The organism is Streptococcus sp. DFI.7.26, from assembly GCF_022240605.1.
Classification (GTDB): domain Bacteria; phylum Bacillota; class Bacilli; order Lactobacillales; family Streptococcaceae; genus Streptococcus; species Streptococcus xiaochunlingii.
In genome coordinates, this window is the sequence record NZ_JAKOGN010000001.1 from 449,868 (window position 1) to 476,705 (window position 26,838).

22 protein-coding genes are annotated in these 26,838 nt (G+C 37.1%); 11 read left to right on the forward strand and 11 right to left on the reverse strand.

Annotated elements, in window-relative coordinates:
- Window positions 1–18: 18 nt before the first annotated feature.
- From L0M85_RS02295 to L0M85_RS02335, 9 genes are all read left to right on the forward strand, one after another.
- Window positions 19–1,185, forward strand: coding sequence for an ATP-grasp domain-containing protein (locus tag L0M85_RS02295; protein ID WP_238656375.1), 1,167 nt, complete (start codon window positions 19–21; stop codon window positions 1,183–1,185).
- A gap of 214 nt (window positions 1,186–1,399) precedes the next feature.
- Window positions 1,400–2,368 (forward strand): thiamine pyrophosphate-dependent dehydrogenase E1 component subunit alpha, encoded by a 969-nt coding sequence (locus L0M85_RS02300; protein WP_129269131.1) that lies wholly within the window; start codon window positions 1,400–1,402, stop codon window positions 2,366–2,368.
- 16 nt (window positions 2,369–2,384) lie between these two features.
- Complete coding sequence (locus L0M85_RS02305) at window positions 2,385–3,377, forward strand: alpha-ketoacid dehydrogenase subunit beta (protein WP_023026810.1); 993 nt, start codon at window positions 2,385–2,387, stop codon at window positions 3,375–3,377.
- 332 nt (window positions 3,378–3,709) lie between these two features.
- Window positions 3,710–4,753 (forward strand): dihydrolipoamide acetyltransferase, encoded by a 1,044-nt coding sequence (locus L0M85_RS02310; RefSeq protein ID WP_238656376.1) that lies wholly within the window; start codon window positions 3,710–3,712, stop codon window positions 4,751–4,753.
- 41 nt (window positions 4,754–4,794) lie between these two features.
- On the forward strand, window positions 4,795–6,501 hold the full coding sequence (gene lpdA, locus L0M85_RS02315; protein ID WP_238656377.1) for a dihydrolipoyl dehydrogenase: 1,707 nt from the start codon (window positions 4,795–4,797) through the stop codon (window positions 6,499–6,501).
- Between the two features lie 58 nt (window positions 6,502–6,559).
- Window positions 6,560–7,549, forward strand: a complete 990-nt coding sequence (locus L0M85_RS02320) for a lipoate--protein ligase (protein WP_238656378.1) — start codon at window positions 6,560–6,562, stop codon at window positions 7,547–7,549.
- Window positions 7,550–7,768: 219 nt separating this feature from the next.
- Entirely contained in the window at window positions 7,769–9,778 is a 2,010-nt protein-coding gene (locus L0M85_RS02325) for a DUF1430 domain-containing protein (RefSeq protein ID WP_238656379.1), read from the forward strand.
- A 1-nt stretch (window position 9,779) separates the two neighbouring features.
- Window positions 9,780–10,406: a putative bacteriocin export ABC transporter gene (locus L0M85_RS02330; protein ID WP_238656380.1), complete on the forward strand. Its 627-nt coding sequence runs from the start codon at window positions 9,780–9,782 to the stop codon at window positions 10,404–10,406.
- Window positions 10,407–10,620: 214 nt separating this feature from the next.
- Entirely contained in the window at window positions 10,621–11,262 is a 642-nt protein-coding gene (locus L0M85_RS02335) for a hypothetical protein (protein WP_238656381.1), read from the forward strand.
- An 83-nt stretch (window positions 11,263–11,345) separates the two neighbouring features.
- Here L0M85_RS02335 and xerS read toward each other — a convergent pair whose 3' ends face one another.
- From xerS to L0M85_RS02370, 7 genes are all read right to left on the reverse strand, one after another.
- Window positions 11,346–12,416, reverse strand: coding sequence for a tyrosine recombinase XerS (gene xerS / locus L0M85_RS02340; RefSeq protein ID WP_003001539.1), 1,071 nt, complete (start codon window positions 12,414–12,416; stop codon window positions 11,346–11,348).
- Between the two features lie 192 nt (window positions 12,417–12,608).
- Window positions 12,609–13,592: an acetylxylan esterase gene (locus L0M85_RS02345; RefSeq protein WP_238656382.1), complete on the reverse strand. Its 984-nt coding sequence runs from the start codon at window positions 13,590–13,592 to the stop codon at window positions 12,609–12,611.
- A gap of 106 nt (window positions 13,593–13,698) precedes the next feature.
- Window positions 13,699–14,466 (reverse strand): alpha/beta hydrolase, encoded by a 768-nt coding sequence (locus tag L0M85_RS02350; protein WP_238656383.1) that lies wholly within the window; start codon window positions 14,464–14,466, stop codon window positions 13,699–13,701.
- Window positions 14,467–14,532: 66 nt separating this feature from the next.
- Entirely contained in the window at window positions 14,533–16,104 is a 1,572-nt protein-coding gene (gene ffh, locus L0M85_RS02355; protein WP_009731038.1) for a signal recognition particle protein, read from the reverse strand.
- Window positions 16,105–16,121: 17 nt separating this feature from the next.
- The gene (locus L0M85_RS02360; RefSeq protein WP_049514330.1) at window positions 16,122–16,337 is read right to left on the reverse strand and encodes a hypothetical protein; all 216 of its coding nucleotides are present in this window, start codon (window positions 16,335–16,337) and stop codon (window positions 16,122–16,124) included.
- A 2-nt stretch (window positions 16,338–16,339) separates the two neighbouring features.
- Window positions 16,340–16,672, reverse strand: a complete 333-nt coding sequence (locus L0M85_RS02365; RefSeq protein ID WP_003001435.1) for a putative DNA-binding protein — start codon at window positions 16,670–16,672, stop codon at window positions 16,340–16,342.
- Between the two features lie 158 nt (window positions 16,673–16,830).
- On the reverse strand, window positions 16,831–17,529 hold the full coding sequence (locus tag L0M85_RS02370; RefSeq protein WP_238656384.1) for a GntR family transcriptional regulator: 699 nt from the start codon (window positions 17,527–17,529) through the stop codon (window positions 16,831–16,833).
- A 138-nt stretch (window positions 17,530–17,667) separates the two neighbouring features.
- On the opposite strand from L0M85_RS02370, the gene guaA reads away from it, so the two are divergent.
- Window positions 17,668–19,233, forward strand: coding sequence for a glutamine-hydrolyzing GMP synthase (gene guaA / locus L0M85_RS02375; protein WP_006596353.1), 1,566 nt, complete (start codon window positions 17,668–17,670; stop codon window positions 19,231–19,233).
- Window positions 19,234–19,702: 469 nt separating this feature from the next.
- Here the strand turns inward: guaA and L0M85_RS02380 are convergent, their stop codons facing one another.
- The 4 genes from L0M85_RS02380 to L0M85_RS02395 all read right to left on the reverse strand — a co-directional run bounded on the left by L0M85_RS02380 (window position 19,703) and on the right by L0M85_RS02395 (window position 25,017).
- Window positions 19,703–20,260 carry a hypothetical protein gene (locus L0M85_RS02380; RefSeq protein WP_238656385.1) on the reverse strand — a complete coding sequence of 186 codons (558 nt, stop codon included), beginning with the start codon at window positions 20,258–20,260 and terminating at the stop codon, window positions 19,703–19,705.
- 9 nt (window positions 20,261–20,269) lie between these two features.
- Window positions 20,270–21,496, reverse strand: coding sequence for an AAA family ATPase (locus L0M85_RS02385; protein ID WP_238656386.1), 1,227 nt, complete (start codon window positions 21,494–21,496; stop codon window positions 20,270–20,272).
- A 488-nt stretch (window positions 21,497–21,984) separates the two neighbouring features.
- A complete protein-coding gene (locus tag L0M85_RS02390) occupies window positions 21,985–23,286 on the reverse strand; it encodes an McrC family protein (protein WP_238656387.1) in 1,302 nt (433 codons plus the stop codon).
- 3 nt (window positions 23,287–23,289) lie between these two features.
- The gene (locus L0M85_RS02395) at window positions 23,290–25,017 is read right to left on the reverse strand and encodes an AAA family ATPase (protein WP_238656388.1); all 1,728 of its coding nucleotides are present in this window, start codon (window positions 25,015–25,017) and stop codon (window positions 23,290–23,292) included.
- 331 nt (window positions 25,018–25,348) lie between these two features.
- Between L0M85_RS02395 and L0M85_RS02400 the strand changes: the two genes are divergently transcribed.
- The gene (locus L0M85_RS02400; RefSeq protein WP_238656389.1) at window positions 25,349–26,758 is read left to right on the forward strand and encodes a hypothetical protein; all 1,410 of its coding nucleotides are present in this window, start codon (window positions 25,349–25,351) and stop codon (window positions 26,756–26,758) included.
- Window positions 26,759–26,838: the final 80 nt, after the last annotated feature.

Here is a 26,838-nt window from a genome sequence, read left to right on the forward strand (position 1 = left end):
AAAAGGGAGGAGACCTCTATGAATTATCTTGTTATTTCACCTTATTATCCACAAAATTTCCAACAATTCACCATTGAACTAGCTAACAAAGGAATCACTGTCTTGGGGATTGGTCAAGAGCCGTATGAACAGTTAGATGAGCCTTTACGCAATAGTTTGACAGAGTATTTCCGTGTAGAAAATATGGAAGACTTAGATGAAGTGAAGCGTGCAGCAGCCTTTCTGTTCTATAAACACGGCCCAATCGATCGCATCGAGTCTCACAATGAATACTGGTTGGAATTGGATGCGGCACTTCGTGAGCAATTTAATGTCTTTGGTGCCAAACCTAAAGATTTGAAGAAAACCAAGTTTAAATCAGAAATGAAAAAACTCTTCAAGAAAGCAGGAGTTCCTGTCGTTCCTGGTGCTGTGGTAAAAGCAGAAAAAGATATCGACAAGGCTGTGAAGAAGATTGGGTTGCCATTGATTGCCAAGCCTGATAATGGAGTAGGTGCAGCAGCGACCTTTAAACTTGAAACACCAGAAGATGTCGATCATTTTAAAGCAGAATGGGATGGACATACGGAGTACTTCTTTGAGAAATTCGTCACTTCTAGCGAGATTTGTACCTTCGATGGTCTGGTCGATCGCGATGGTAACATTGTCTTCTCAACTACTTTTGACTATGCCTATACGCCACTTGACTTAATGCTCTACAAAATGGACAATTCTTATTATGTCCTCAAAGAGATGGATCCAAAATTGCGTCAGTATGGGGAAGCGATTGTTAAAGCCTTTGGCATGAAGGAACGTTTCTTCCACATTGAGTTCTTCCGTGATGGGGATGACTATATTGCAATCGAGTACAATAATCGTCCAGCAGGTGGCTTTACGATCGATGTCTACAATTATGCTCATTCCATCGACTTGTACCGAGGTTATGCAGCTATTGTAGCCGGAGAACCTTTCCCAACTTCTGAATTTGAGCCTCTTTATTGCTTGGCGACTTCTCGCCGTGCCAATGCAGCCTATGTCCTTTCAGAGGAAGAAGTTTTGGCCAAATACCAAGACCAGTTCCGCGTGAAGAAGGATATGCCTGCAGCCTTTGCAGAGCTTCAAGGGGACTACCTCTACATGTTAACAACTCCAAGCCGTAAGGAGTTGGAACAAATGATTCGTGACTTTGGTCAACGCCATCAATAAGATGATTCCGATAGGGCTTTCCTATCGGTTTTTTTGATGTGACCGGCTTATCATGTGAAAGTTTGTGAATCTTTTATATAACAGTTTGTAAAATCATTTCTATCAGTATGTTAGGCGATTTAGTTTGTGAAAGGAAATGAGCAAATTCTTTGACAGTGCTTACATTTTTGGCTAGAATGAAAGAGAATGAATAAATGCTAAGAAAGGCGAAATAATGGCAACATTAGACAAAAGTCTCTTATTGGAAATGTTCCGTAAAATGGAAGAAATCCGTCGCATGGACTTAAAAATTGCACAGTTAGTAAAAAAAGGGAAAGTGCCAGGAATGACGCACTTTTCTGTTGGTGAAGAAGCAGCAAACGTTGGAGCGATGCTGGCTTTAAATGATGACGATTTGCTGACATCTAACCACCGTGGTCACGGTCAAGCGATCGCTAAAGGTATCGATCTGAATGGCATGATGGCTGAAATCCTTGGCAAGTATACTGGTACTTGTAAAGGAAAGGGAGGCTCTATGCATATCGCTGACCTTGATGCCGGTAACCTCGGTGCCAACGGTATCGTCGGTGGTGGTATGGGGATTGCTGTAGGGGCTGCACTTACTCAACAAATGCATAAAACTGGTAAGATTGTTGTCTGCTTCTTTGGGGATGGTGCAACCAATGAAGGTGTCTTCCACGAAGCGGTCAATATGGCTTCTATCTGGAATCTTCCAGTAATTTTTTATTGTATTAATAATGGTTATGGAATCTCTGCTGACATCAAGAAAATGACAAATGTGGAGCACATTCATGAGCGTAGTGCTGCTTACGGCATTCCAGGAATGTTTATTCCTGATGGTAACAACGTCATTGATGTCTATGAAGGATTCCAAAAAGCTGTTGAACACGTCCGCTCCGGTAAAGGTCCTGTCTTGATCGAAAGTGTCACCTATCGTTGGCTTGGTCACTCTTCATCTGACCCCGGTAAATACCGGACTCGTGAAGAAGTCGAAAAGTGGAAGAAGAAAGATCCAATCGAAAACCTTCGCAAGTATCTCCTTGAAAATGAAATTGCGAGCGCAGAAGAATTGGATCAGATTCAAGAAGAAGTGAAAGAAGCCGTTGAAGCTTCAGTGAAATTTGCGGAAGAAAGCCCATTCCCTCCACTCGAATCAGCTTTCGAAGATATTTACGCAGACTAAGGGGGAGTAGAGAATTATGGAAACAAAATTAATGTCTTTCCGCGATACCATTATCCTTGCTATGTCTGAGGAAATGCGTCGCGACGAAAATGTATTGTTGATGGGGGAAGATGTCGGAGTTTTCGGTGGAGACTTCGGAACTTCTGTAGGGATGCTAGAGGAGTTCGGTCCAGAACGTGTTCGTGACTGTCCGATTTCTGAGGCTGCTATCTCAGGTGCAGCAGCTGGTGCAGCCATGACTGGACTTCGTCCAATCGTTGATATGACCTTCATGGATTTCTCAGTGATTGCCATGGATGCTATCGTCAACCAAGCTGCGAAGACGCGCTACATGTTTGGTGGAAAAGGGCAAGTACCGATGACCGTTCGCTGTGCTGCTGGTAACGGAGTTGGTTCTGCAGCTCAACACTCCCAATCTTTGGAATCATGGTTCACCCATATTCCTGGTTTGAAGGTTGTTGCTCCAGGAACTCCAGCGGATATGAAAGGACTTCTCAAGTCTTCTATCCGTGATAACAACCCAGTGATCATTCTTGAATACAAATCAGAATTCAACCAAAAAGGGGAAGTGCCTGTTGATCCCGACTATACCATTCCACTTGGTGTAGGAGAAATCAAACGTGAGGGTACTGATGTCACTGTCGTAACTTACGGGAAAATGCTTCGTCGTGTCATGCAAGCAGCTGAAGAATTAGCTGAAGAAGGCATTTCAGTAGAAGTAGTAGACCCACGTACCTTGGTTCCACTTGATAAAGAGATTATTATTAATTCTGTTAAGAAAACAGGAAAAGTCGTCCTTGTCAATGACGCCCATAAAACAAGTGGTTATATCGGTGAAATCTCAGCTATCATTTCTGAATCAGAAGCATTTGATTATCTGGATGCACCCATCCGTCGTTGTGCGGGGGAAGATGTGCCAATGCCTTACGCACAAAACCTTGAAAATGCAATGATTCCAACAGTTGAAAGCATCAAAGATGCCATTCGTAAAACGTATAATAAAGAATAAGACATAATTTAAATTATGTAGTATCTATTGAATCAGACGTAGAAACTTTGTATCTTTAAGATGCAAAGTTCTCTGCGTCCTTGATATCTTAGATTAGAGCACGGGCTAAAAGCTCGGAAAAAAGATAAATCTCCTTGACTTCATCGAAGTCTGCGTTGATTTCCTATTTTTCTGTCGCTTTTAAACGCCCTTTGCATCATAAAATTGAACTCGGGCTAAAGTCTGTGTGAAAAAGATAAACTTTCCTAGAAACTAAAGTTTCTTCGTCAAGTTTCCTATTTTCACTTTGACTTTTGACGCCCTTAGTATCTTATAATAGAATAGGAGAGGTCATGGCTGATGATAAGCTAAGAGCGACTCCTGCGGCTAGAAAATTAGCGGATGATCTAGGGATCAACCTCTATGATGTTTCTGGTTCAGGCGCAAACGGTCGTGTCCACAAAGAAGACGTGGAAACATATAAAGACACAAATGTGGTTCGCATTTCACCACTTGCAAAACGAATTGCTTTAGAACACAATATTGCTTGGCAAGAAATCCAAGGAACTGGTCATCGTGGCAAGATCATGAAGAAGGACGTCCTTGCTTTCCTTCCTGAAAATATCGAGAATGAGACCATTAAGTCACCTGCTCAAATTGAGAAGGTGGAGGAAGCTCCAGATAATGTGACACCTTATGGTGAGATCGAGCGGATTCCGATGACACCAATGCGGAAGGTGATCGCTCAACGGATGGTGGAATCTTACTTGACAGCACCAACCTTTACTTTGAACTATGACGTTGATATGTCTCAAATGTTGGCCCTTCGTAAGAAAGTATTGGATCCAATCATGGAAGCCACTGGCAAGAAAGTCACTGTAACAGATTTGCTTTCTCTAGCAGTTGTTAAGACCTTGATGAAACACCCATACATTAATGCGTCATTGACGGAGGATGGCAAAACCATCATCACTCACAACTATGTCAACTTAGCGATGGCAGTTGGGATGGACAATGGGCTGATGACACCGGTTGTCTATAACGCAGAAAAGATGACTTTATCAGAGTTGGTGGTAGCCTTCAAGGACGTTATCGGACGTACCTTGGATGGTAAGCTTGCTCCAAGCGAATTGCAAAATTCAACCTTTACTATCAGTAACTTGGGGATGTTTGGTGTTCAATCTTTTGGACCAATTATCAACCAACCAAACTCTGCCATTCTTGGGGTTAGCGCAACGATTGAAAAACCAGTTGTAGTTAATGGTGAAATCGTCATTCGTCCAATCATGAGCTTGGGCTTGACCATTGACCACCGCGTTGTCGATGGTATGGCTGGTGCCAAATTCATGAAAGACTTGAAAGCCTTGATTGAAGACCCGATTTCAATGTTGGTCTAATCAACGAGAGAGAATAGAAACAAGAAAAAGAGGGAAATAAAATGGCCTTAGAAGTAATTATGCCAAAAGCCGGCGTAGATATGACCGAAGGACAAATCGTTCAGTGGAATAAGAAAGTCGGCGAATTTGTAAAAGAAGGAGAAGTGCTCCTTGAAATCATGACAGATAAAGTCAGCATGGAATTAGAAGCAGAAGAAGACGGTTACTTGATCGCTATCTTGAAAGGGGACGGAGAAACTGTTCCTGTAACAGAAGTAATCGGTTACCTTGGTGAAGAAGGGGAAAACATCCCTACAGCTGGAGCAGCAGCACCAGAAGCAAGTCCAGCACCAGCTGCAGCAAGTGCTTCAAACGATGACAATAAGAGCGATGACGCTTATGATATCGTAGTGATTGGTGGTGGTCCTGCTGGTTACGTATCTGCTATTAAAGCAGCTCAACTAGGTGGTAAAGTTGCTCTTGTTGAGAAATCTGAACTTGGTGGAACATGCTTGAACCGCGGATGTATCCCAACTAAGACTTACCTCCACAACGCTGAAATCATCGAAAATATTGGTCATGCGGCAAACCGTGGTATTATCATTGAAAATCCAAGTTTCTCAGTGGATATGGATAAACTTTTAGAAACTAAATCTAAAGTTGTTAATACCCTTGTTGGTGGTGTTGCGGGTCTTCTTCGTAGCTACGGAGTGGATGTTCATAAAGGAATCGGTACTATCACTAAGGATAAGAATGTCTTGGTCAACGGTTCTGAATGGCTTGAAACCAAGAAAATCATCCTTGCTGGTGGTTCAAAAGTAAGCAAAATCAACGTTCCTGGTATGGAGTCTTCTCTTGTAATGACGAGTGATGACATCTTGGATATGAATGAAGTCCCAGAAAGCCTTGTGATTATTGGTGGTGGGGTTGTCGGTATCGAACTTGGTCAAGCCTTCATGACCTTTGGTTCTAAGGTTACAGTCATCGAAATGATGGACCGCATCGTGCCAGCCATGGATGCGGAAGTATCTAAGAACCTTCGTTTGATCCTTGAACGCAAGGGAATGACAATCTTGACCGATACGAAACTGCAAGAAATCATTGAAGAAGATGGCAAACTCCGTATCAAGGTTGAAGGAAAAGACGATATCATCGCAAACAAAGCTCTTCTTTCAATCGGTCGTGTTCCAGATCTTGAAGGAATTGGAGAAGTTGAATTTGAATTAGACCGTGGTCGTATCAAGGTCAATGAATATATGGAAACATCTGTTCCAGGTATCTATGCGCCAGGTGATATCAATGGTACGAAGATGTTGGCCCACGCTGCCTTCCGTATGGGTGAAGTAGCGGCTGAAAATGCCCTTAAAGGAAATCACGCTGTTGCTAAATTGAACTTGACTCCTGCAGCTATCTACACACTTCCTGAAGTTGCGGCTGTTGGTTTGACAGAAGAACAAGCTCGTGAGAAATATGATGTCCAAATCGGTAAATTCAACTTTGCGGCTAACGGACGTGCCATTGCATCAGATGCGGCTCAAGGATTTGTTAAAGTCATTGCAGACAAGAAATATGGTGAAGTTCTTGGGGTTCACATCATTGGTCCAGCAGCTGCTGAATTGATCAACGAAGCTTCTACCATCATTGAGATGGAAATCACTGTAGAAGAAATGCTCAAGACCATCCATGGGCACCCAACCTTCTCAGAAGTGATGTACGAAGCCTTTGCGGATGTACTTGGAATGGCCGTCCATTCACCTAAGAAAAAATAAAAATAGATAGACTAGACTGGAATTATTTTCCAGTCTCTATCGTATTAGAAGGTATCTTATGAAATACATTATCAATCATTCAAACGACACTGCTTTTAATATTGCTTTGGAAGAATATGCCTTTAAACACCTTTTAGATGAGGATCAAATCTTCCTTCTTTGGATTAACAAACCATCGATTATTGTTGGTCGTCACCAAAATACCATCGAAGAAATTAACCGTGACTATGTACGCGAAAACGGAATTGAAGTAGTCCGTCGAATCAGTGGTGGTGGCGCTGTTTACCATGATTTGAACAACCTAAACTATACCATCATTTCAAAAGAAGATGAAAACAAGGCCTTTGACTTCAAGAGCTTCTCTACTCCAGTGATCAATACTTTAGCTGAACTTGGTGTTAAAGCTGAATTTACAGGCCGTAACGACTTAGAAATCGACGGTAAGAAATTCTGCGGAAATGCCCAAGCCTATATCAATGGTCGGATCATGCATCATGGTTGCCTTCTTTTTGATGTTGATTTGTCTGTCCTTGCCAATGCTCTCAAGGTGTCTAAAGACAAGTTTGAGTCCAAAGGGGTTAAATCCGTCCGTGCTCGAGTAACTAATATTATCGATGAGCTGCCAGAAAAGATCTCTGTTGAAGAATTCCGTGACCTGCTTTTGGACTACATGAAGAAAGAATATCCTGAGATGACAGAATATGTCTTCTCAAATGAAGAATTGGCGGAGATCAACCGTATCAAGGAAACCAAGTTTGGTACCTGGGATTGGAACTACGGAAAGTCTCCTGAATACAATGTTCGTCGTGGGACTAAATTCCCTAGCGGTAAGGTTGAAATCTTTGCGAATGTTATTGAATCCAAAATCCAAGACATCAAGATTTATGGAGACTTCTTTGGTATCGAAGACGTAGCAGCAGTAGAAGATGTCCTTCGTGGTGTCAAATACGAACGCGAAGATGTTCTTAAAGCCCTTCATACCATTAATTTAGGTCGTTACTTCGCAGGAATCACTGCAGAAGAAATTGCTGAGGCTGTGGTGGAATAAAGTCAAAAGAGATTCGCAGAAGCGGATCTCTTTTTTGAAACTAGTTTCACATAGAAATTATTGTTTTACTAAGGATTTTGTAGTATAGTAAAGGTGGAAAAGTGTATTCGCTTACAAAGAATATAACTATAATTTATAAAACTCAGGAATTACGAAACAACGAAAATGATTGACTAGCTAGGTATTACTTTCCTTTTCTGCTTTAGAAAGTGTGATGATATGAAACGTGTATTTATTATTTTATCAAACCTTTTCATCTCTAGCTTTTTGATTTGGATTGCCTTTATTTCTCCAAATACGGTTATCCACAGCAGTCTTCCGGTAGTAGCTGTGCTGAGACGAGAAAAGAGCGTCACATATGAAGAGTTATCTTCCAGTTTAGACCGTTTGGCAAGGGAAAATCATAGTATAATTGCCCGTCAGATACAAAGAACAGATTCTAAAGGGCAGGTTGTTTTCACCTATGATATCTACGGAGAGGGAAAGCTTCCTCTTGGAATTAAAAGAGAGAAGAAAGAACTGGCTGCCAATGAAAGCCTGGTAGTGAATTATTATGTATTAACAGGTGATTTAGAAACTGAAAAGCTGGATCAAACGCTTCATACTCTTGGTTTCTCACAAACTTTTATAGAGAAACCAAATCCTCTGCAGACCTTTATTGCCTTTTTTGGCTCAGGTTCACAATCACTTGCCTTGGTTATTTTTATTATTAGTTTTAGCGCTTTGACGATTATACAAAAAACACTTGAAATGAGAAGCGCTGGGATTCGATATATCTCAGGAATGAGACGCTTGCAACTTTTTGGACATTCCTTAAAAGATGATAGTATAGAGTTGCTTTTGGGATGTATTGGCGCAAGTATAATGGGTGCTGTTCTGATTTATTGTTTTCAATTGACACCTTTTTCCTATTCCATCGTCATTTCCAGTAGTATTATTTACAATGGCATTTTACTAATTTTGTCTGTTTTCTTATCCTTCCTCTTTGCATATAGTATTCAAACGATTCATTTAGTCCCCCTTTTAAAAGGGAAGGTTCCATTGAAGCGCATTTTGGTTTTCCTCTTTATTTGTCAATTTCTCGCTGTGGCATTAATTGGTCTTGCGATTCATCGAATCAGTATTTATGGATCAGTCTGGCAAACTCACCAAGAGGGAAGTGAGGCTTGGTCAAAACAGTCGAATTGGGTCCAAATTGGTACAAATCGAGAAGATTTTTCACAGAATACAAACAAAGAGACGCAAATTGAGAACAGAGCAAAATGGTCTAAGCTCATCGAGTCTGGTATTGAAAATGGTGGTCTTTTAGCTTATCATAATCTCGTATTTTTTAGTTCAAAAGGAGTTATGACGGATCCTAGTACAGGTAAAGAGTTTTCAATCACAGATTACGATCCACTTGCACGAACTCTCTATGTAACTCCAAATTACCTCGAAATCCAAGGTGTTCCAGTTTCTCCTGAAGAAAAAGATCACTTAAATCACTTACAAGCAGGAGAATTTGGTCTCTTACTTCCGGAAAAATTAAAAGGTCGAGAAGAGGAGATGATCAAGCGATATGAAGATTATCTATCTCCTCGAGATGATCAAGGAAATATCACCTTATCAATGAAGGCGAAGGTAACGTATATTCCGAATCATCAAAAACGCTTTATCTACAACAACACACCAATCAGCTATAAACAATTCTTTACAGATCCTGTTTTAGTGGTTATTCAACCTGAAAGTTTTGGAGGCTATGAGAATCCATATTTCACCCACCTAAATTCCTACCTTTATTTTAATGGACTTCAGAATAGTAAGAAGCTAGTCGCTGAGTATAATCTTGAAAAAAGTGTTAGTCAGTACGACTATGCAGTGGACGTTTACCAGCAAATGGCCCAATTCATCCAAATAGAAAATCTCATGATAATTGCAGGAGGAGTCTTTGGTATAGCAACTTCTATTCTTCTTTTTAACACCATGAATTTCCTATATTTTGAAGAGTTTAGAAAACAAATCTTCTTGAAGAAGATTGCAGGTCTGGGTTTTGTAAACATTCACCAAATGATTTTGCTCTCAGAAAGTAGCCTCTTGCTATTAGGAAGCCTCTTGGTATTCCTTCTCACTCAAGAATGGTGGATTGCTCTTGTCACTCTCTTGCTATTTATTACTAATGCTTGGTTCATTCTTCTGTATCGGTCTCATAAAGAAGACCACTTGTTAGCCACTGTACTGAAAGGAGCCTAATATGATTAGCGTAGAACATTTAACCAAATCATTTGGCCAACGAACGGTCTTTCAAGATTTGAGTTTGCAATTTACAGAAGGTAAGGTCTATGCTCTGATCGGAAATAGTGGGTGTGGTAAAACAACCTTGCTTAATATCTTGGCGAAGATAGAGCCTTATGAAAAAGGGAATATAAGCTATCAAGGGCAAGAACTGAAACAGATCAAACAGCATCACTTTTTTAAGCATGAATTAGGCTATCTCTTTCAAAACTTTGGCCTACTTGAAAACGAGACGATCGCTAAAAATTTAGATTTGGGATTGATTGGGCAAAAATTAACGAAAAAAGAGAAGAAGCAGCAAAAAGAAGAAGTGCTCAAAAAAGTAGGATTGGCTTACCTTTCTCTGGATCAAAAGATTTATGAATTATCTGGTGGCGAGGCACAACGTGTCGCATTGGCTAAAGTTATTTTAAAAGATCCACCTTTGATTTTAGCGGATGAATTAACTGCAGCACTTGATCCAGAAACCTCTCAAGAGGTGATGGACTTACTCTTAACGTTAAAGAATCAAGAGCGTATAATCATTATCGCAACCCATAATCCAGTGATTTGGGAAAAAGCCGACGAAGTGGTAAAACTCAACTAGTCTATGGCTGAAGAATGGTAGGATCTTCTGTATTATCTTTTATAGTTAGCTATTCATGAGGTAAGAGCTATTGAAGAAAAAAGATTATGTCAAACAAAAATGTTTAAGATTTTTCATCAAAAGTTAGTTCATGACACGGCCTCTTTTCTTGATATTCAAAAATAATGAGAGTAGAATATAGAGGAAATCTGAACAAAAAAGGGGATCATATTCGATGATGAAAATTCCAGTTGAAAATCTTGGTCTATTTGAACAGTTAGATCGTATAGTAGTGGCTTTTTTTAGCAAGCAACAACCTTCAAGTCCATATGATTTGAATATCAGTATTACACAAGGACACCTTGACCAGAAAAAGCAAGTGCTAGAACCATTAGGCTATCAAGCTGTCCAACTACCATTAGGAATGGCTTTAGATAATATCATCCAGCAACCTCATTATCAAAACTTAATCATTGGTGGACTTGCTCCCGACGAAATTATAGTCAGCAAAGAAGAATTAATGCCTTTGAAAGATATTGTAGATAGTTTTTGTATTATGTACGCTGCAGCGAATAACAGACTGGAAAATAGTAAGGCTTATGAATTAATGAAAGATAAGACGGTTTATTTTATTGGTAAACTATTTACAGATTTTCCAAAAGCCGGTGATGAAATTGCTTATTTAGGAATTGATCGAATAGCGAGCGATGGTACACCATATGAAGCTGTTAAATGCTTTCTAACGGAAGAGAGTGCAGAGAAGTTCAATGGTGAAAAAAGACCTGTCACCCCTGCAAACTTGGCCTATCTAAAATCATTCTGGGGAAAACCAGTCATTATTGAGCCACACCGTAATTATTGGATCGAATTTTTATAGAAAGTATAAAAGAGCGGTAGATATTCAAAAAATCTATCGCTCTTTTTAAAACTAATATATTACATAATTTACGTTATGTAATTTTATAAACTATCCAAGGCATTTTTCTGCTCATCATTAACGATATGCGTATACAAGTCTGTAACTTGGGTGCTAGCATGTCCTAGCTGGTGGCTGACCAAAACCTGTGATTTGGTTGCATCATAAAGACGTGTTGCTAATGTATGGCGAAGCTTGTGGGGTGTCACGCGGACTTTGAAGTCTTCTGAATACTTGGCGACCATCTTTTCAACGCTAGAAGCATCGATCCGGTTTGGAACACCTCGATACAAGGTCAGAAAGAGAGCTGTATCAGTCTTTTCTGTCTTGTAACGTTTGTCTCGAATAGCGAGATATTGTTCTAGATAAGGCTTAGCAAAGGCAGCAACATTAACAGAGTCTCGTTTTCCACCTTTTCGAGTGACGTCAATGACCATCATCTTAAGATTGAGGTCACGAAGGTCTAGGTTAACGGCTTCAGAGAGACGGACACCAGAGGCAAGAAGGAGTGCGATAATGGCTAAATCTCGCTCTTTATTCTTATTAAAGGAGGATAAGGCGCGATTTGAGAGTGTTTGAGGGTACTCCTGGTCGATATAGTTAAGAAAACCTTCTGTTTCATCACCCAAAAAGAGCTTTTGTTTAATATTTTCAGCTCGAGCAGCCAAGGTTTCTTTCTTTTTCTTGGTAGCAACCTTCTTCATGACATTGCGGTAGAAATAAGGTTCCCCTTGCTCGTTTTCAACTTCCTCAGTCAAATACTTATAGAGACTAGACAGTGCAGAAAGGGTGCGGTTAATCGTTGTTTGGGAAACCCCGTTTTTTGTCGTATTGGCATTGAGCAGAGGACGTTCACGTAAGTAAAGAATAAAGGATTCCATGTCTTTCTTGGTCATGTGCTCCAGAACGTCTAAAGGGATCTCGGCCATGGTATCAGCATCCGATATACCAGATTCCAAAACCCAGGTAAAAAATCGATCGTATTCCTTTAAGTATTCGTACAAAGTTGTAAAACTGTATGGAACGGCCAGTTTCGATTGATAATATTCCAATACATACCAGGGCATGACTTGTTTGAGTTTATCAATCCGTTCTAATAAGATCTCGCGTTTCATGTTTTTCTCCAAATCTTTCTATACTAGTAGTATAGCATAGCTAGATAGATTTTTCAAGAAAATTATAGTTTTTCGGAAAGATGTTATAGGGTTTATATAGGACTGTTTTGTATCTCTTTCTATATTAGATCACTTTTAAACACAATAAAATCAGCAAATCACATGGATTTACTGATTGTTTTTTTCTGTAACTTATTTTTCTATATATCGAAATGGAATCTTGCTACCACAGAGCCAATTATAGACTCGATCATTGACTTGAACATTCATGGCCTCGTGAGCATATTCTGGCATGATTAAATGCTCTTTTGGACATTCTAATCGATTATAAATGGCAAACTGCGTTTCAGGATAACAGACATCATCATCTAGTCCGGTAATCATGTGAACCTGTCCTTTGATGCGATGAGCAAAGTTTTTTACATCAATATAGGCCAATGTCTGCATCAAACGATCTTCTGTTTCATGAAATGGATCATGGAACTTGAAATAACGGAAAAGCTCGTCATAAGCCTCGCTGGTGTTCCCAATCTCCAATACTCGTCTGAAATCTGATAAGAATGGATAAATGGCGACTGTTCGTTGTATACGAGGATTCAATCCAGCAGCAACCAGGGCCAAGGCACCACCTTGTGAGGCTCCATAGCTGGCAAGTTTGCTGTCGTCTACTTGAGGAAGGCTGGCTACAATTTCAATTAACTGGTAAAGATCTAAGTAGACATCCTTATAAAAGAGCTCATCCGGACCTTCCACGGCTCCGCGGATAATCTGTCCTTTTACCGTATTACCAAGTGGTGAACGGTCACCGCCGGTTGAATAGCCTGACTGCCCTCTCACGTCCATAGATACAACACCATAGCCCGCTACTGTATAAGCCAGCATGTCAGCCCAATCCCAACAACGACCCATATAGCCATGAAAATGGAAAATGACGGGAACCTTTTGATCCGTTTTTGGAAAAACAACCCGTGCATAAACTAGTCCATCTCGTGTTCCTTTAAAGGTTAATTCATAACAAATCACATTTGGAATGCTGAAATCTCGTTCTTCGAGCTTATATTCAGGCAGTTTAGTCATCTTTGCTAGGGCTTGATCCCAAAAAGTATCAAAATCTGCTGGAACCTCATCCCGTCCCTTATAATCTTTCATTGTTTCTAATAATTTGGGATCTTTCATAAAATCCTCCTTAAGTATGTGTAATCGCTACCAAAAATGTACCATATTTACTTAAGGATTGCAAGAGACAAATAAAAAATTACATAACCGAAATTATGTAATTTACTTATAGATTCAAAAATAAACTTAATTGTTTCACTAGATCTGGATTAGTGGGTAAAGCTGAATGATGAGCTTTACGACCGTTTAAATTCACTTCTGTATAGGCTTGTTTCTCAAAAATAGATTGTGCTGCTTGTGCACTAGAAAGGGGGACGATCCCGTCTGATTTTCCAGCAAAGCTACCGACAAAGTTAAGGACCTCTACTTCTTTTTCTAAGCGATGCTTCCATTTTTGAAAATCGTCATACATTTCCTGATTGAATTGGTAAGGACTGCCAATAATAGCGAGCTTGCTCACGGTAAGTTTTTTCTTTTCTAAAAAACCACTTTCCAATAAGCCAGTCAAAACTAGTCCACCATTGGAGTGCCCGACTGCCTTGAACTCTGTAAAATAATAGTAATCAAGGAGGTAGGTGATGGCGATCTTAAGGGATTCGATTTGCTGCTTGATATTGCTGTAACCATCTCGATTATTTTCAAAGCCAATCACAATCATCGGATTCGGCTCTTTTGTATTCAGTCTTCCCTCCATCTCTATAGACTCATCTTTATTGACTTTTATTTTTAAGAGACTCTGCTTTTTTCTAGAATAGCGATGGAGCATGCGGATGGTTCCATTGAAACGCTGAATACTGGCTGAACTACCAGGTACAAAGATAATCGGTCTGATCGGTGGTTTCTTCGACCCTTTTGGGAATTCAAAGGGCTTGCTGTGCGAAGAAAAGAGTCTTCCAAAGAAACGAATGAGTTGTTGAAATAGTTTTTTTAACATGTTTCCTCTAGTACTAGTTTCTAAAAGAACCCAGAACAGTGTGTTCCAGGCCCTTGCTAGAAATGATTATTTCCGCTTTTTCTTATTCTTGCGCATTTGTTTGGCCATCTTGTTCATCGCCCGTTTCATCATAAATTCACCGGCTTTTCCTTTGAGACCACCACCGAACATTTGGCTCATGTCAGGCATCCCAGCGCCTCCGCCAAGAGCTGACAAGTCAGGCATCCCGCCTTGTCCCATCATGCCTTCGAGGGCAGACATATCAGGCATGCCACCAGGCATATTCTTCGGCATATTATTTGGATTAAGCCCCATTTGTTTCATCATCTTGTTCATATCACCAGAGAGGACACCTTGCATCATCTGTTTAGCTTGGTTAAAGTCCTTGATGAATTTGTTCACTTCGACAAAGCTGTTTCCTGAACCAGCAGCAATCCGACGACGACGGCTAGGGTTCAACAAATCTGGATTTTCCCGTTCAGCTGGGGTCATGGATGATACAATCGCGCGTTTCCGAGCAATTTCTCTTTCATCAACCTTGAGGTTTTTCATGGCTGGATTGTTGGCCATCCCTGGAAGCATCTTGAGCAGATCTTCCATTGGACCCATGTTTTGAACCTGGTCTAACTGATCGATGAAATCGTTGAAGTCAAAGGTATTTTCCCGCATCTTCTCAGCGAGTTCAAGGGAACGTTTCTCATCGTATTCTTGAGAAGCTTTCTCGATCAGCGTCAGCATATCCCCCATACCGAGGATCCGTCCAGACATACGATCTGGGTGGAAGGTTTCGATATCAGTGATTTTTTCACCAGTACCAGTAAACTTGATTGGCTTCCCAGTAATCTGACGGACAGAAAGGGCCGCACCACCACGGGTATCCCCATCGATCTTGGTTAAGATCACCCCGGTCACTTCGAGTTGTTCGTTAAACTCACGCGCCACATTGGCCGCTTCTTGACCGATCATGGCATCGACGACCAAGAGGATTTCATTCGGCTCAGCAAGAGCTTTGACATCGCGCAACTCGCCCATGAGTTTTTCATCGATTTGCAGACGACCAGCCGTATCGATCAAGACATAGTCATTGTGGTTGGCTCTTGCTTGCTCCAAACCTTGACGTACGATCTCGACTGCAGGGACCTCTGTACCGAGTGAGAAGACAGGCACATTGATCTGCTGACCAAGCGTCTTCAACTGATCAATGGCAGCTGGACGATAGATATCGGCCGCAATCATCAAAGGACGTGCATTTTCTTCCTTGACCAATTTGTTAGCCAATTTACCAGCAAAGGTTGTTTTACCAGCCCCTTGAAGACCGACCATCATGATAATGGTTGGAATTTTTGGAGATTTGATGATGTCTGCTGTCTCAGAACCCAAAATGGCTGTCAATTCTTCATCGACAATCTTCACGATTTGTTGGGCGGGGTTGAGGGTTTCAATGACCTCATGCCCTACGGCCCGCTCGCGGACGCGTTTGATGAAGTCTTTTACAACAGGAAGGGCAACATCGGCCTCTAAGAGGGCTAGACGAATCTCTTTGGTCGCCTCTTGGACATCCGCTTCAGAGATTTTCCCTTTCTTACGAAGATTTTTAAAGACGTTCTGTAAACGTTCGGTTAAACTTTCAAATGCCATTATTTTCTCCTATTTTTTCAATTCAGTGGAAATCGTCCGAAATGTTGCAAACATTCTAGTTCTTCGGGTGTGACTTCTTTCATGATTTCATTTGGATATCCCCAACAGCTAAAACCTATTTGCATAGCTTTGGAGATATCATTGGGCGAGATAATTTGTAGTCGAGTAGGAAATACTCCCTCTGCGACTAATAGTTTGCAAGGTATTCCTTGATAAATGACGAGACTACCCATAATCACTCCCGATTGTCAATGCTTGATAAAATTTCAACCTGCTCTTGTAGAAAAGTATCTTCCGGATAGCGTTCTAAAATCTGATCAAAAATCTGACTACGAACAATGTAATCGGAATACATATGGAGTTTCATTTCGTAGTCCTCCAAAATCTTTTCTGTACGTTTAATATTGTCATAGACCGCCTGACGGCTCACTCCAAACTCTTCCGCAATCTCAGCCAAGCTGTAATCATCGGCGTAATAAAGCTCGATGTAGTTCATTTGCTTGTCCGTCAAGAGCGCTGCATAAAACTCAAAGAGCGCATTCATTCGGTTGGTTTTCTCAATTTCCATACCTTTCATTATATCAAAAAAGCCCGCCAAAGACTAGCGGGACTTACCTATTTTGCCTCACAAGAAACAAGGTGGGCAGATTCCAAATGGTTTAAAACAAAACGCTGTTTCCTAGCGAAAGACTCTTTTTTATCTTACGTAATATAAATTATGTAAATCTAATTATTTTCTAGATAAAATTCAAAGCGCTCTCCAACATACTGACTCTTTACATATTCAAAGGCTGTGCCATTATCTAAGTAAGAAACTTGCGTCAGGCCAAGGATGGCCTGTCCTTTGGGGATTTCTAGATATTCAGCAATCTTTTCTTTAGCCAAGCGAGCGTAGATGGTTTGTTGAGATTTTCCGATACGATAGCCGTGTTTTTCCAAGGTTTGGAAGAAATGACTGGTCACTTCTTCTTTTTTAAAGTTTTTGATAAATTTCTCTGGAATCGAGGCAACTTCATAAACAACAGGGACCCCATCCGCATAACGAACCCGTTCCATACGTACGATGGTTTCAGTCTTGTCGATACTAAGCTTATCTACTTCTTGAAGGCTTGGAATGGTGCGTTTGTATGATATAACCTGTGTCGAAGGGATCTTTCCTTGGGCCTTCATGATTTCAGTAAAACTGGTTGTCCCCCGCATCTTTTCCTGGACGCGCGTGCTAGCGACAAAAGTACCACTACCAACACGGCGTTCCAGTACTCCTTCTTCTACCAAAAGTGTAATGGCTTGACGGAGGGTCATGCGACTCACTTGAAACTTTTCTGCCAAGTCTCGTTCACTTGGGAGGCGCTGTCCAATTTTCCAGATTTTCTGGTCAATTTCGGCTTTAATTTGATCGTGGATTTGTATGTAAGCTGGAATCATATTGCTACTCTTTCTGTGTGTTATAACCTATTGTAGCGCAATTTTGTTAAATCTTCAATCCTAGTCAGTATTGATTGGTAATGAAGGGCCTTTTGTGTTAGAATAGAGGAAAAGAATTTTCTAGAAGAAGGGGAAAAGATGACAAACCTATCAACTGATTTGCATGATGTTGAAAAAATTATCGTGCTTGACTACGGTAGCCAGTACAATCAGCTCATTTCACGTCGTATTCGTGAGATTGGTGTCTTTTCAGAATTGAAGAGCCACAAAATTACTGCAGCTGAAGTTCGTGAAATCAATCCAGTTGGGATCGTTCTTTCCGGCGGACCAAACTCAGTGTATGAAGAAGGGTCTTTCGATATTGATCCTGAAATTTTTGAACTTGGCATTCCAATTCTTGGGATTTGTTATGGAATGCAGCTATTAACTCACAAGCTTGGAGGAAAGGTTGTACCCGCAGGGGACGCTGGTAACCGTGAGTATGGTCAATCTGAGCTAAACTTAGCTGAATCTTCTGCCCTCTTTGAGGGAACACCTGATAAACAGTTGGTCTTGATGAGCCACGGTGATGCTGTAACAGAAATCCCTGCTGACTTTGTCCGTACAGGTACTTCTGCTGACTGTCCTTATGCATCGATTGAAAACCCAGACAAGAAAATTTACGGTATCCAATTCCACCCTGAAGTTCGGCACTCAGTTCACGGCTATGATATCCTTCGTAACTTTGCCTTGAATATCTGTGGTGCCAAAGGTGACTGGACAATGGATAACTTTATCGAGATGCAAATCAAACAAATCCGTGAGAAAGTTGGAGACAAACGTGTCCTCCTTGGCCTCTCTGGTGGTGTTGACTCTTCTGTCGTTGGAGTTCTTCTCCAAAAAGCGATCGGGGATCAATTGATCTGTATCTTTGTAGACCACGGTCTTCTTCGTAAAGGAGAAGCTGACCAAGTCATGGATATGCTTGGTGGTAAGTTTGGTTTGAACATTGTCAAAGCAGACGCTGCCAAACGTTTCTTGGACAAGTTGGCAGGTGTATCTGATCCTGAACAAAAACGGAAGATTATCGGTAACGAGTTTGTCTATGTCTTTGATGATGAAGCAAGCAAGCTGAAAGATGTGAAATTCTTAGCACAAGGAACACTCTATACAGACGTCATCGAGTCAGGTACGGATACTGCTCAAACTATCAAGTCTCACCACAACGTGGGTGGTCTTCCAGAAGATATGCAGTTTGAACTCATCGAACCACTCAACACTCTTTACAAGGATGAAGTTCGTGCCCTCGGAACAGAACTTGGCATGCCAGACCACATCGTATGGCGCCAACCATTCCCAGGCCCAGGACTTGCGATCCGTGTCATGGGTGAAATTACTGAAGAAAAACTTGAAACAGTCCGTGAATCAGATGCTATCCTTCGTGAAGAAATCGCTAAAGCTGGTCTTGACCGCGACATCTGGCAATACTTCACTGTTAACACTGGCGTTCGTTCAGTAGGTGTTATGGGCGACGGTCGTACTTACGACTACACCATTGCTATCCGTGCTATCACTTCTATCGATGGTATGACAGCTGACTTCGCTAAGATTCCTTGGGAAGTTCTCCAAAAAATCTCCGTTCGTATCGTAAACGAAGTTGACCACGTTAACCGAATCGTCTATGATATCACAAGTAAACCACCTGCAACTGTTGAGTGGGAATGATTTATAAACATGATTTGAAGTGAAATGGTTGTTTTAACAGCATTTTCGGTTATTATAAAAGGTTAAAAATCAATCAAAATCGATTGGTTCCCCACCAAAAATCCCACCAGAAATATTCTGATGGGATTTTTTTATATTAAATTTTCGTTTCCTAAAATTTAACGCTTCATATTTATTTTTAAAAGAAGTTCCTCAAACTAAATCTATAGTTTCCCTGAGTAAAACTCTTTTCCTTATAATTAATTGAAGTTATCTAGAATTTATGATAAAAATATTGAACTTGAAATATTTTGATGTTTTACGAGCTTTCTTAAGACGTGTTTTTCAGCAACATTCTTCTATGTATATAAATATGGTTTACCTAGTATTCCTACTACTTTAAGTTTTCAATTATTCACTTATACAAAAATTTTTAAAGCTTGATAATAACAATAATAAGTTTTTAAATCTTAGAAGAAAATAATTTTGTTTATTTCTTGTATTCATCTTTTAATAAATCATAAAGTGTTAGAAAACCATTTGGAATTGATGATTTTTTAATACTATGTACTTTCTTTATGGCATCTAGAAGTTTACTAACATCTGAAAAGTATTCTTTTACAAAGTCATATGACTTCACGTTGCTAAGTTTTAATTTTTGCTTACAATAATCACTTGGTTTAGAATGGCCTGATCTATTAAAATCTTCATTTTTTTCTTCACTAACAATTATTAGTAACTCGATTTCAGGAGGTGTAATTACATTTATAACTTCAATCTTTTCTTCAAAAATTTTTCTATACTTAGCAGTTCTAAGATTAAAATTTTCTCTTTTTGAATCTAATATCCTGAACAAGGCAATCTTAGATCCATAATCTTTACCCATGTATTTATCACAAAATTCCTTTGCACTTCGAGTTTTTATTGGACCATTATTAATCAGGTATTCATCATTTTCAATAATAAGATAATGATTCTCTAATAATATTTCGATAATTGCCTCTTCAGCAGCCCCTTCACAAATAATCGCACTATATTTTTTTGGCATATTTAAGACCTACTTTTTTAAGAATCTTTCTTTAATAATATTTCTTAATGAATTTTCCGACGAATACTGTGGAGTGGAATTATCAATTATCCCTTTAATAAAGATATCACCTATACTTATATCATTTCTTTTAATAATGTTTGAAAACTTTTCAATTTCAATTTGTCTCTTTTTTCTTACAATATAGATTGAATCATTTCTAGGAATTATATCTAACAGTTCTGAATAATGAGTAGAATAAATCAGAATGGCTCCATTTGGATTCATTTTTCTATCCAAAAACAGATTAATGAAAGTAGAAACAATTTCTCTATTAAAATGATTTTCTAATTCATCAACAATTATTACTCCACCTGAACGTAATGTAAAGAACGCATCCATAAACAAACCAAGCCCTTTAACTGTACCTGATGACAAAATGCTATGTAACTCAGATATAGAGTCAAGTTCAATTGAATTAACTTGATCTTTAAACTTAAGTTTAACTCTTAAAGTCTTATTTTCTTCATTTTTTACGAATTTTAATTCCTCAATACTTGGATCCAAATAGGTAATTAATTCATGTGGAATATTACCAAAACCGCTCAGAACATTAAAGTTTGTATAACTTAGTGTATCTTTATAATATAATTTCTCAATCTTTTCTAAATTAAAGAGAATATTTATTATGCTAACATCAGAACTTAAGCCTAAATGTATTTTATCACCATTATTTCTTGTTATTATATTTTCTTCCTTTATGGAAGTGAAATTAAATATTTCTTTTTTTGAGCGTACTGGTTTTGCCTTCTTTGATGAAAAAGTCTCATCAACGAAAAAGTATTTATATTCTCCCTCTTCCTCATCGTATCTTCTAGAAATGACCGATTCTAATTTATTAATTGTTTGGTTACCATTTTTTTCGTCATAAAAAAATATTGTGTATTTTACTTGTTTATTATTCTCTAGATGTAAAATATTACTAGCGTCAGAATTTTCCAAGATCACTCTTGGACTGTAGTTTATAGATTTAGCTTGGATGATATTAAGCGCAACTATTATAGCATTTAGTATTTGAGTTTTACCAGAAGCATTTAACCCAGTAAATGTAAGAGTTCTATTAGCATAGAAATTATTAAATAGATGGATCAATTCGTGTTTCTCATCTGAGCTAACTCGTGCTTCTGAGAAAAAGTCTATTTCAATTTTTTTATCAAATAAAGCGACGTCTTCAATTATTATTTTCAATAATTTCATTTCATTACTCCTAATTATTTTTATATAACTATTTTATATAAATTCTCCAAATAAAACAACATATAACTACTGATTTTTGTAATTATCTGTTATTTTTGATAGAATACATTATTATATAGGGGAAGGTGATTCATTTTTTTTTAAGTTCTAGCAGTTCTTAACCAGCTTTATTACTTATAAAAACACTAATTTTAACCATTTTTAAAAAATTTTAAAAGTAAAGTGGCATAAAAAACTAAAAGCTCAATTTGTTATAGATTTTTATATTGATAGTATTTTTGCAAACCTATTCATAAGGTTTCTACGTAAACAACACTGATAATTTTAAACCAAATTTGTAAGCGACTAAAGTTGCAACAACTAGGATAATTGCTCCAATATAGTAAGAAAGTAAAAAAAAGCACACCGAGATGTGCTCTTTTCTGTTAATAATCTTATCCTTATTATTTTGATACTAAAACTAAACTGAAAGTAAATACTCTGAGTATTCAAAGATTTAATTTATCCAAAAATTGTTTTTCGCTCTTTCCAATTTTCTCAACAAAATCTTCGTATCTACTAGCTTTTGGTATTTTGAGTCCAATCTTTTCTACTCGAACATCTTCATTTTTTGTAGGAATGACTTCAGTTCTTACTCCTGTCATTAAATAAAGTATTTTATGATGTTCCTCTTTTGAAGGATGGAAAAAATACGCTTGTTTACAATCAAATCGAAACATGTAGGATAAAATCTGAGAATAGTCGCTGTTTTTAATATTTTTTTGAGGTTTATATTTTGCATCTGCAACTACTCGATTATCTGGTAATTTCCCTATAAAGTCAGGGTAAATTTCCCCATTTCTATTATTAAAATAATAATGAGGCATAGTACCTACTTTATTTTGAGGATGATAAAAGAGATCTTTTATTAATAAGTTTAGATACTCTTCCCATAACCAAGCAATATCTATAATGATTCCATGTACTTTCTGGTTGTTAGCTCCGAATCCAATCATTTCATCAGTCAATATTTGAAGGCATAGAGTCTGCAACTGAGTGTATTCTTCATAGAATCCATGTTTTATAGTATTAAATTTATTCTCAAATAACACATCTTCTAAATCATAATGAGAATAACTTGGAGTTAACTCTTTTATCCTCTTTACATTATTTCGAATAGTTGAACTTTCATTTAGTAAAAAAGGTCTTGTAACTTCAATTTTTTCAATGGTATGTCGAATCAATTGATTTAATTTATTGTCGAATGAATACTCCCGAGTATTGTATGCAACATTTCTAACAAAAGGTACATTCTGTCTAATGTGTCTGTTAATATCCAACTGACCTCGAACATTACTATCATTATAGGAATGATAAACATATTCCTTATAGAAACCTTTTCTCATAGCTTCCTCTAAATAATAAGGAAATAAATACACTAAAAGATCATAATAAGAATGATTATCAGATGATGAAATTTCATTAATTGTTACATTATAGTGAAGCACTTTTTGTAACATATAATTTAAAAAATAATCCTCATCTTTCGACTCAAAAAACCGAGTATGAATATGGACTTCATTCTCACCATCGCTCAAAAATCCCACTATATTACAAGTCCTAGTTTTACCATTAAACGTCCTAAATATGCAATTATCCTCATCCAAATCAGCAGAGTTCTTTAGTAATGGCGGAAAAATGATAAACCTTTCCTGATCTAAGGTAGATAAAGATTTATTTGCTAGTTCATTAATAATCGAATGGCCTACATTACTTTGTTCAATCTCTGCGTTATCACTTATTTTAAGCATAAACTAGTCCTCACTAGTTCCAAAATAAGCGTTTTCCAAGGCTCTCATCTTATCATTAGCTAGTCTTTCACCACGGAAATAATCATTTAATAGTGGTTTTAACTTATAATCCCAAAGATTTTTTATTGATAGTGTTCCTTCATCGAGATTCTTAAAATAACTAGCACCAATCTGATAATCATGAGTTAAATGTCCTTCTTCAACAATTGCATTATTCAATCGATGCATTATTTCTTTTGTTTCTTCATTAAGACCCATATTTTGAGCAGAATGATCCGCTGTAATTTCCACAAAAGTAAATCTACGCCTCATTGCAAAATCAAATGTTTCAACTGAACGGTCTATATCATTCATTGTCCCTATAATATAAACATTTTCAGGTATATATAACTTTTCCTCAGAATTATAAGGTGTGCTTACTGCTCCTTTAATTCCACGGTAGTCTGGATCTATAGAAAAGAAGAGTTCTCCAAAAATCTTTGAAATTTCACCACGGTTTATCTCGTCAATGATAAAGACAAATTTATCTTTATCGTTCTTAACTTCACCAACAATATAATCTTCAAGTCCAAACTTTTCTTTCAAGTGTTTAACAACTGCTTTTCTATAATTGTCAAAACCCCCTTCTGGAACACCTGGTAAACCTCTATAAACATTATATATTTGATTATAATTAAGATATTGGGTGGTACCTTTTTTGAAGATGCCTTGTACACCATTGTTATCATAAGAAACTATATTCCCCATTGGCTTACCAGTCAATGTTTTTAATTCATTATACCCTTGTGAAGTTTCCATCGCTTCAGTAACTGCTTCAAAAAATTTACCCCATGCTTGAGCAAAGTTATCTTGACGGTCTGTAGTCTCAAATTTTTGGGCTTTTCCAATAAATTCTTTGAACTTCCCAGGTTTTAGAGTAAAACCAATTTGATTATTCTCTGCCTCTGAAGGACGAAATCCTTCAACAAAATCAGTGTAATCATATGAAGGATGAAATTGAACAAAATCAATTTGATTGATTTCATCCTGTGAAAGACTATTAATATCACTAGTTCTACCGTTAGAAACAATATTTGCTGCAATCTGTTTAGAAAGATAGGTTTTACCAGTTCCCGGTGCTCCTCGAAATACTATGTTTTTTGAAGATAATAAAAGATCGGAATAACTCCTTATATGTTCCTCTATAGCCATTATTTGTGAATTAGACTCCATAGTTTCATTCTCCCCGTCTTTGTCTTTATAAACTAAAATAAATTTATCACCTTCAGTCCCAAATCTCTTCAAACATTCCTTTACAAATATGAGAGTTGAAAATATGTTCCAACAGTAAAAAAATAGAGTAGAGCCGCCCTCACAATGATAGCCAACATATTCAATTGTATTTCTTTTCCTTTTGAATTCAGATTCACTAGAAAATATGCCTCTAATCATCGGACTAGATGGATTATATTGACACACCGGAAAATTTTCTCTTTCCTTTTTTGAAAGTTCCAATATTTTTTTTTCGAATATTTGACATGCTAGACGTGGTAAAACCTGATTAGACTTGTTTCTTTCTCTCTTTTTTTTATTTCTTCTAATTATTTCATCATTTGAATTTATAAAGAACACATCTAAAAATTCGTAATTGTCTCCCAAGCTTAAATCATCCATTGTGAAGCGGCTATCCGTTGACTTAATCTCATTACTAGATATTGTTAATTCATACTTTTCTAATTTACCCATATTCACACATTACATCCTTTGTTTACTACTATTTTTGATTCTATATAATGATTATATCATATAAAGTAAATTTAATTTCTAATTATTAAGCTTCAACTGTTTAGATAAGTTCTCTATACTCTTCTTAGAATCTTCAATAGTAAATAAACAATAAAAATGTTTCGATAGATAACTATTCTACATTACGTAGAAAGGATTCACCAATATATTTTATTGGACTAGAAAATCAAACGATTCTGTGATAGACTAACTATAATAACAAAACATTTTCTAGTAATCTATCACAAATCCACTCAACAAATCTCTTATTTTTTGTGATTATAAAAAAGGAAAAAATATGGTAAAAAATACAAACGACTTTAATGAGATTGATATATTAAAAAAAAGTCTAGAACAACTTGAATCGCCTTGGGAGTTTCAAGGAAATGAGAAATCTGTAAAAGTTGAAACTAGTATAATTGAAGATGTAAACTATAATTTTTTAGGGGTTATTAATGACTTCTATTTTATAGAATCACTGGATAAGCTTGAAGAATTTGAAAAACAAGATTCAGATATAATAATTACCTTAGAAAGAATATCCAATCATCATAATTTTCTTCTTTTTCTAAAGTATTTTTATCAAACTGAATTAAAAAATTATTTAGATTATCTAATAAATATTAATCCTAAGACAAAGGAAATCTCACTTAATTTTTATGCTTTTAAAAACGTCTCAGAAGTTTGGAATTTTCTTTTGTCAAAATCAATAATTGATAAATATCCTTTAAAATTATTAGTATTAATTGAACTTTATAAAAATCTTCTAAACAGTAACGAAGATAAAGAATCTACTGATATTGTTTTTTCAGACGAATATACTGTTAGTAATATTAATAATAATTTAAGCCAATTCGAATCTCAATACGATTTAAAGAAATATTTTAAAATAATAGCAAGCTTGACTTTTATTATTGATAGCATTACTACTTCATTGAATATTTTAATAAAGAATGTACAAACTTCTTTATTATTATTTTATAAAAACAAATCCAACTCCAAACATGCATATTCTATTTTTAGAGAATTATCTTCAATAGAATCTACAGTATCCACATTCGAGGATAAAATAAGGACTGAGGAACTATGTACTTTTTATAAGAAAAAAGTTAACTGCTTAGCATCTGCATCATATAATAACGAAAAATTTATAGCTATTAATGGATTAGATACTGATAGTATCAATACTGATAATAAGTATGAAAAAATAATTCGTATTATTCAAGAGTTGGCAAAACCTGCGGAATTTAAGTCTATACAGATTACTGATGAAGTAAAATACTATTTAGACCCTACTATTGAGATTGAATATACGAGAAATAACATTACATATAAAATGTTTAAGAATTATAAAAAGAATTATAATAATCAGGCTAATGTAAATCATAAGAAAATAAGTGACGAAAATAAAGATAATATTTTTAATGATAAGAACAGAATGTTTACCTGTTGTGAGAGGAAATTGATTGATAATTTAATAGAGGAGAGTACTGAAAACGAATATCCAAATATAGAACTCATTATAACAATGGAGCCATGCCCACTTTGTAATAGAACAATTGAATTTTTAAAGAGAGAAAATAAACTTGAACTTAAAATACGTCACTCAGAAAAAAACTCTAATTTACCTATAGATATAATTAAAGAATATGATGATTTTGCTATTGAGATTCTAAATTCTGAACAACAAAAAAAGAAATCAGATTAATCGAAAAGGATTTAGTCTACGTCTTACCGAACTAAATCCTTTACTTAAATTATTTTTTTAATATTTGAGGTCAAGTTAAA

Bases quoted from the DNA above. Each gene is read 5' to 3' on its own strand.
- L0M85_RS02295 (WP_238656375.1), top strand. From the start codon at position 19: ATGAATTATCTTGTTATTTCACCTTATTATCCACAAAATTTCCAACAA.
- L0M85_RS02300 (WP_129269131.1), top strand. From the start codon at position 1,400: ATGGCAACATTAGACAAAAGTCTCTTATTGGAAATGTTCCGTAAAATG.
- L0M85_RS02305 (WP_023026810.1), top strand. From the start codon at position 2,385: ATGGAAACAAAATTAATGTCTTTCCGCGATACCATTATCCTTGCTATG.
- L0M85_RS02310 (WP_238656376.1), top strand. From the start codon at position 3,710: ATGGCTGATGATAAGCTAAGAGCGACTCCTGCGGCTAGAAAATTAGCG.
- lpdA (WP_238656377.1), top strand. From the start codon at position 4,795: ATGGCCTTAGAAGTAATTATGCCAAAAGCCGGCGTAGATATGACCGAA.
- L0M85_RS02320 (WP_238656378.1), top strand. From the start codon at position 6,560: ATGAAATACATTATCAATCATTCAAACGACACTGCTTTTAATATTGCT.
- L0M85_RS02325 (WP_238656379.1), top strand. From the start codon at position 7,769: ATGAAACGTGTATTTATTATTTTATCAAACCTTTTCATCTCTAGCTTT.
- L0M85_RS02330 (WP_238656380.1), top strand. From the start codon at position 9,780: ATGATTAGCGTAGAACATTTAACCAAATCATTTGGCCAACGAACGGTC.
- L0M85_RS02335 (WP_238656381.1), top strand. From the start codon at position 10,621: ATGATGAAAATTCCAGTTGAAAATCTTGGTCTATTTGAACAGTTAGAT.
- xerS (WP_003001539.1), bottom strand. From the start codon at position 12,416: ATGAAACGCGAGATCTTATTAGAACGGATTGATAAACTCAAACAAGTC.
- L0M85_RS02345 (WP_238656382.1), bottom strand. From the start codon at position 13,592: ATGAAAGATCCCAAATTATTAGAAACAATGAAAGATTATAAGGGACGG.
- L0M85_RS02350 (WP_238656383.1), bottom strand. From the start codon at position 14,466: ATGTTAAAAAAACTATTTCAACAACTCATTCGTTTCTTTGGAAGACTC.
- ffh (WP_009731038.1), bottom strand. From the start codon at position 16,104: ATGGCATTTGAAAGTTTAACCGAACGTTTACAGAACGTCTTTAAAAAT.
- L0M85_RS02360 (WP_049514330.1), bottom strand. From the start codon at position 16,337: ATGGGTAGTCTCGTCATTTATCAAGGAATACCTTGCAAACTATTAGTC.
- L0M85_RS02365 (WP_003001435.1), bottom strand. From the start codon at position 16,672: ATGGAAATTGAGAAAACCAACCGAATGAATGCGCTCTTTGAGTTTTAT.
- L0M85_RS02370 (WP_238656384.1), bottom strand. From the start codon at position 17,529: ATGATTCCAGCTTACATACAAATCCACGATCAAATTAAAGCCGAAATT.
- guaA (WP_006596353.1), top strand. From the start codon at position 17,668: ATGACAAACCTATCAACTGATTTGCATGATGTTGAAAAAATTATCGTG.
- L0M85_RS02380 (WP_238656385.1), bottom strand. From the start codon at position 20,260: ATGCCAAAAAAATATAGTGCGATTATTTGTGAAGGGGCTGCTGAAGAG.
- L0M85_RS02385 (WP_238656386.1), bottom strand. From the start codon at position 21,496: ATGAAATTATTGAAAATAATAATTGAAGACGTCGCTTTATTTGATAAA.
- L0M85_RS02390 (WP_238656387.1), bottom strand. From the start codon at position 23,286: ATGCTTAAAATAAGTGATAACGCAGAGATTGAACAAAGTAATGTAGGC.
- L0M85_RS02400 (WP_238656389.1), top strand. From the start codon at position 25,349: ATGGTAAAAAATACAAACGACTTTAATGAGATTGATATATTAAAAAAA.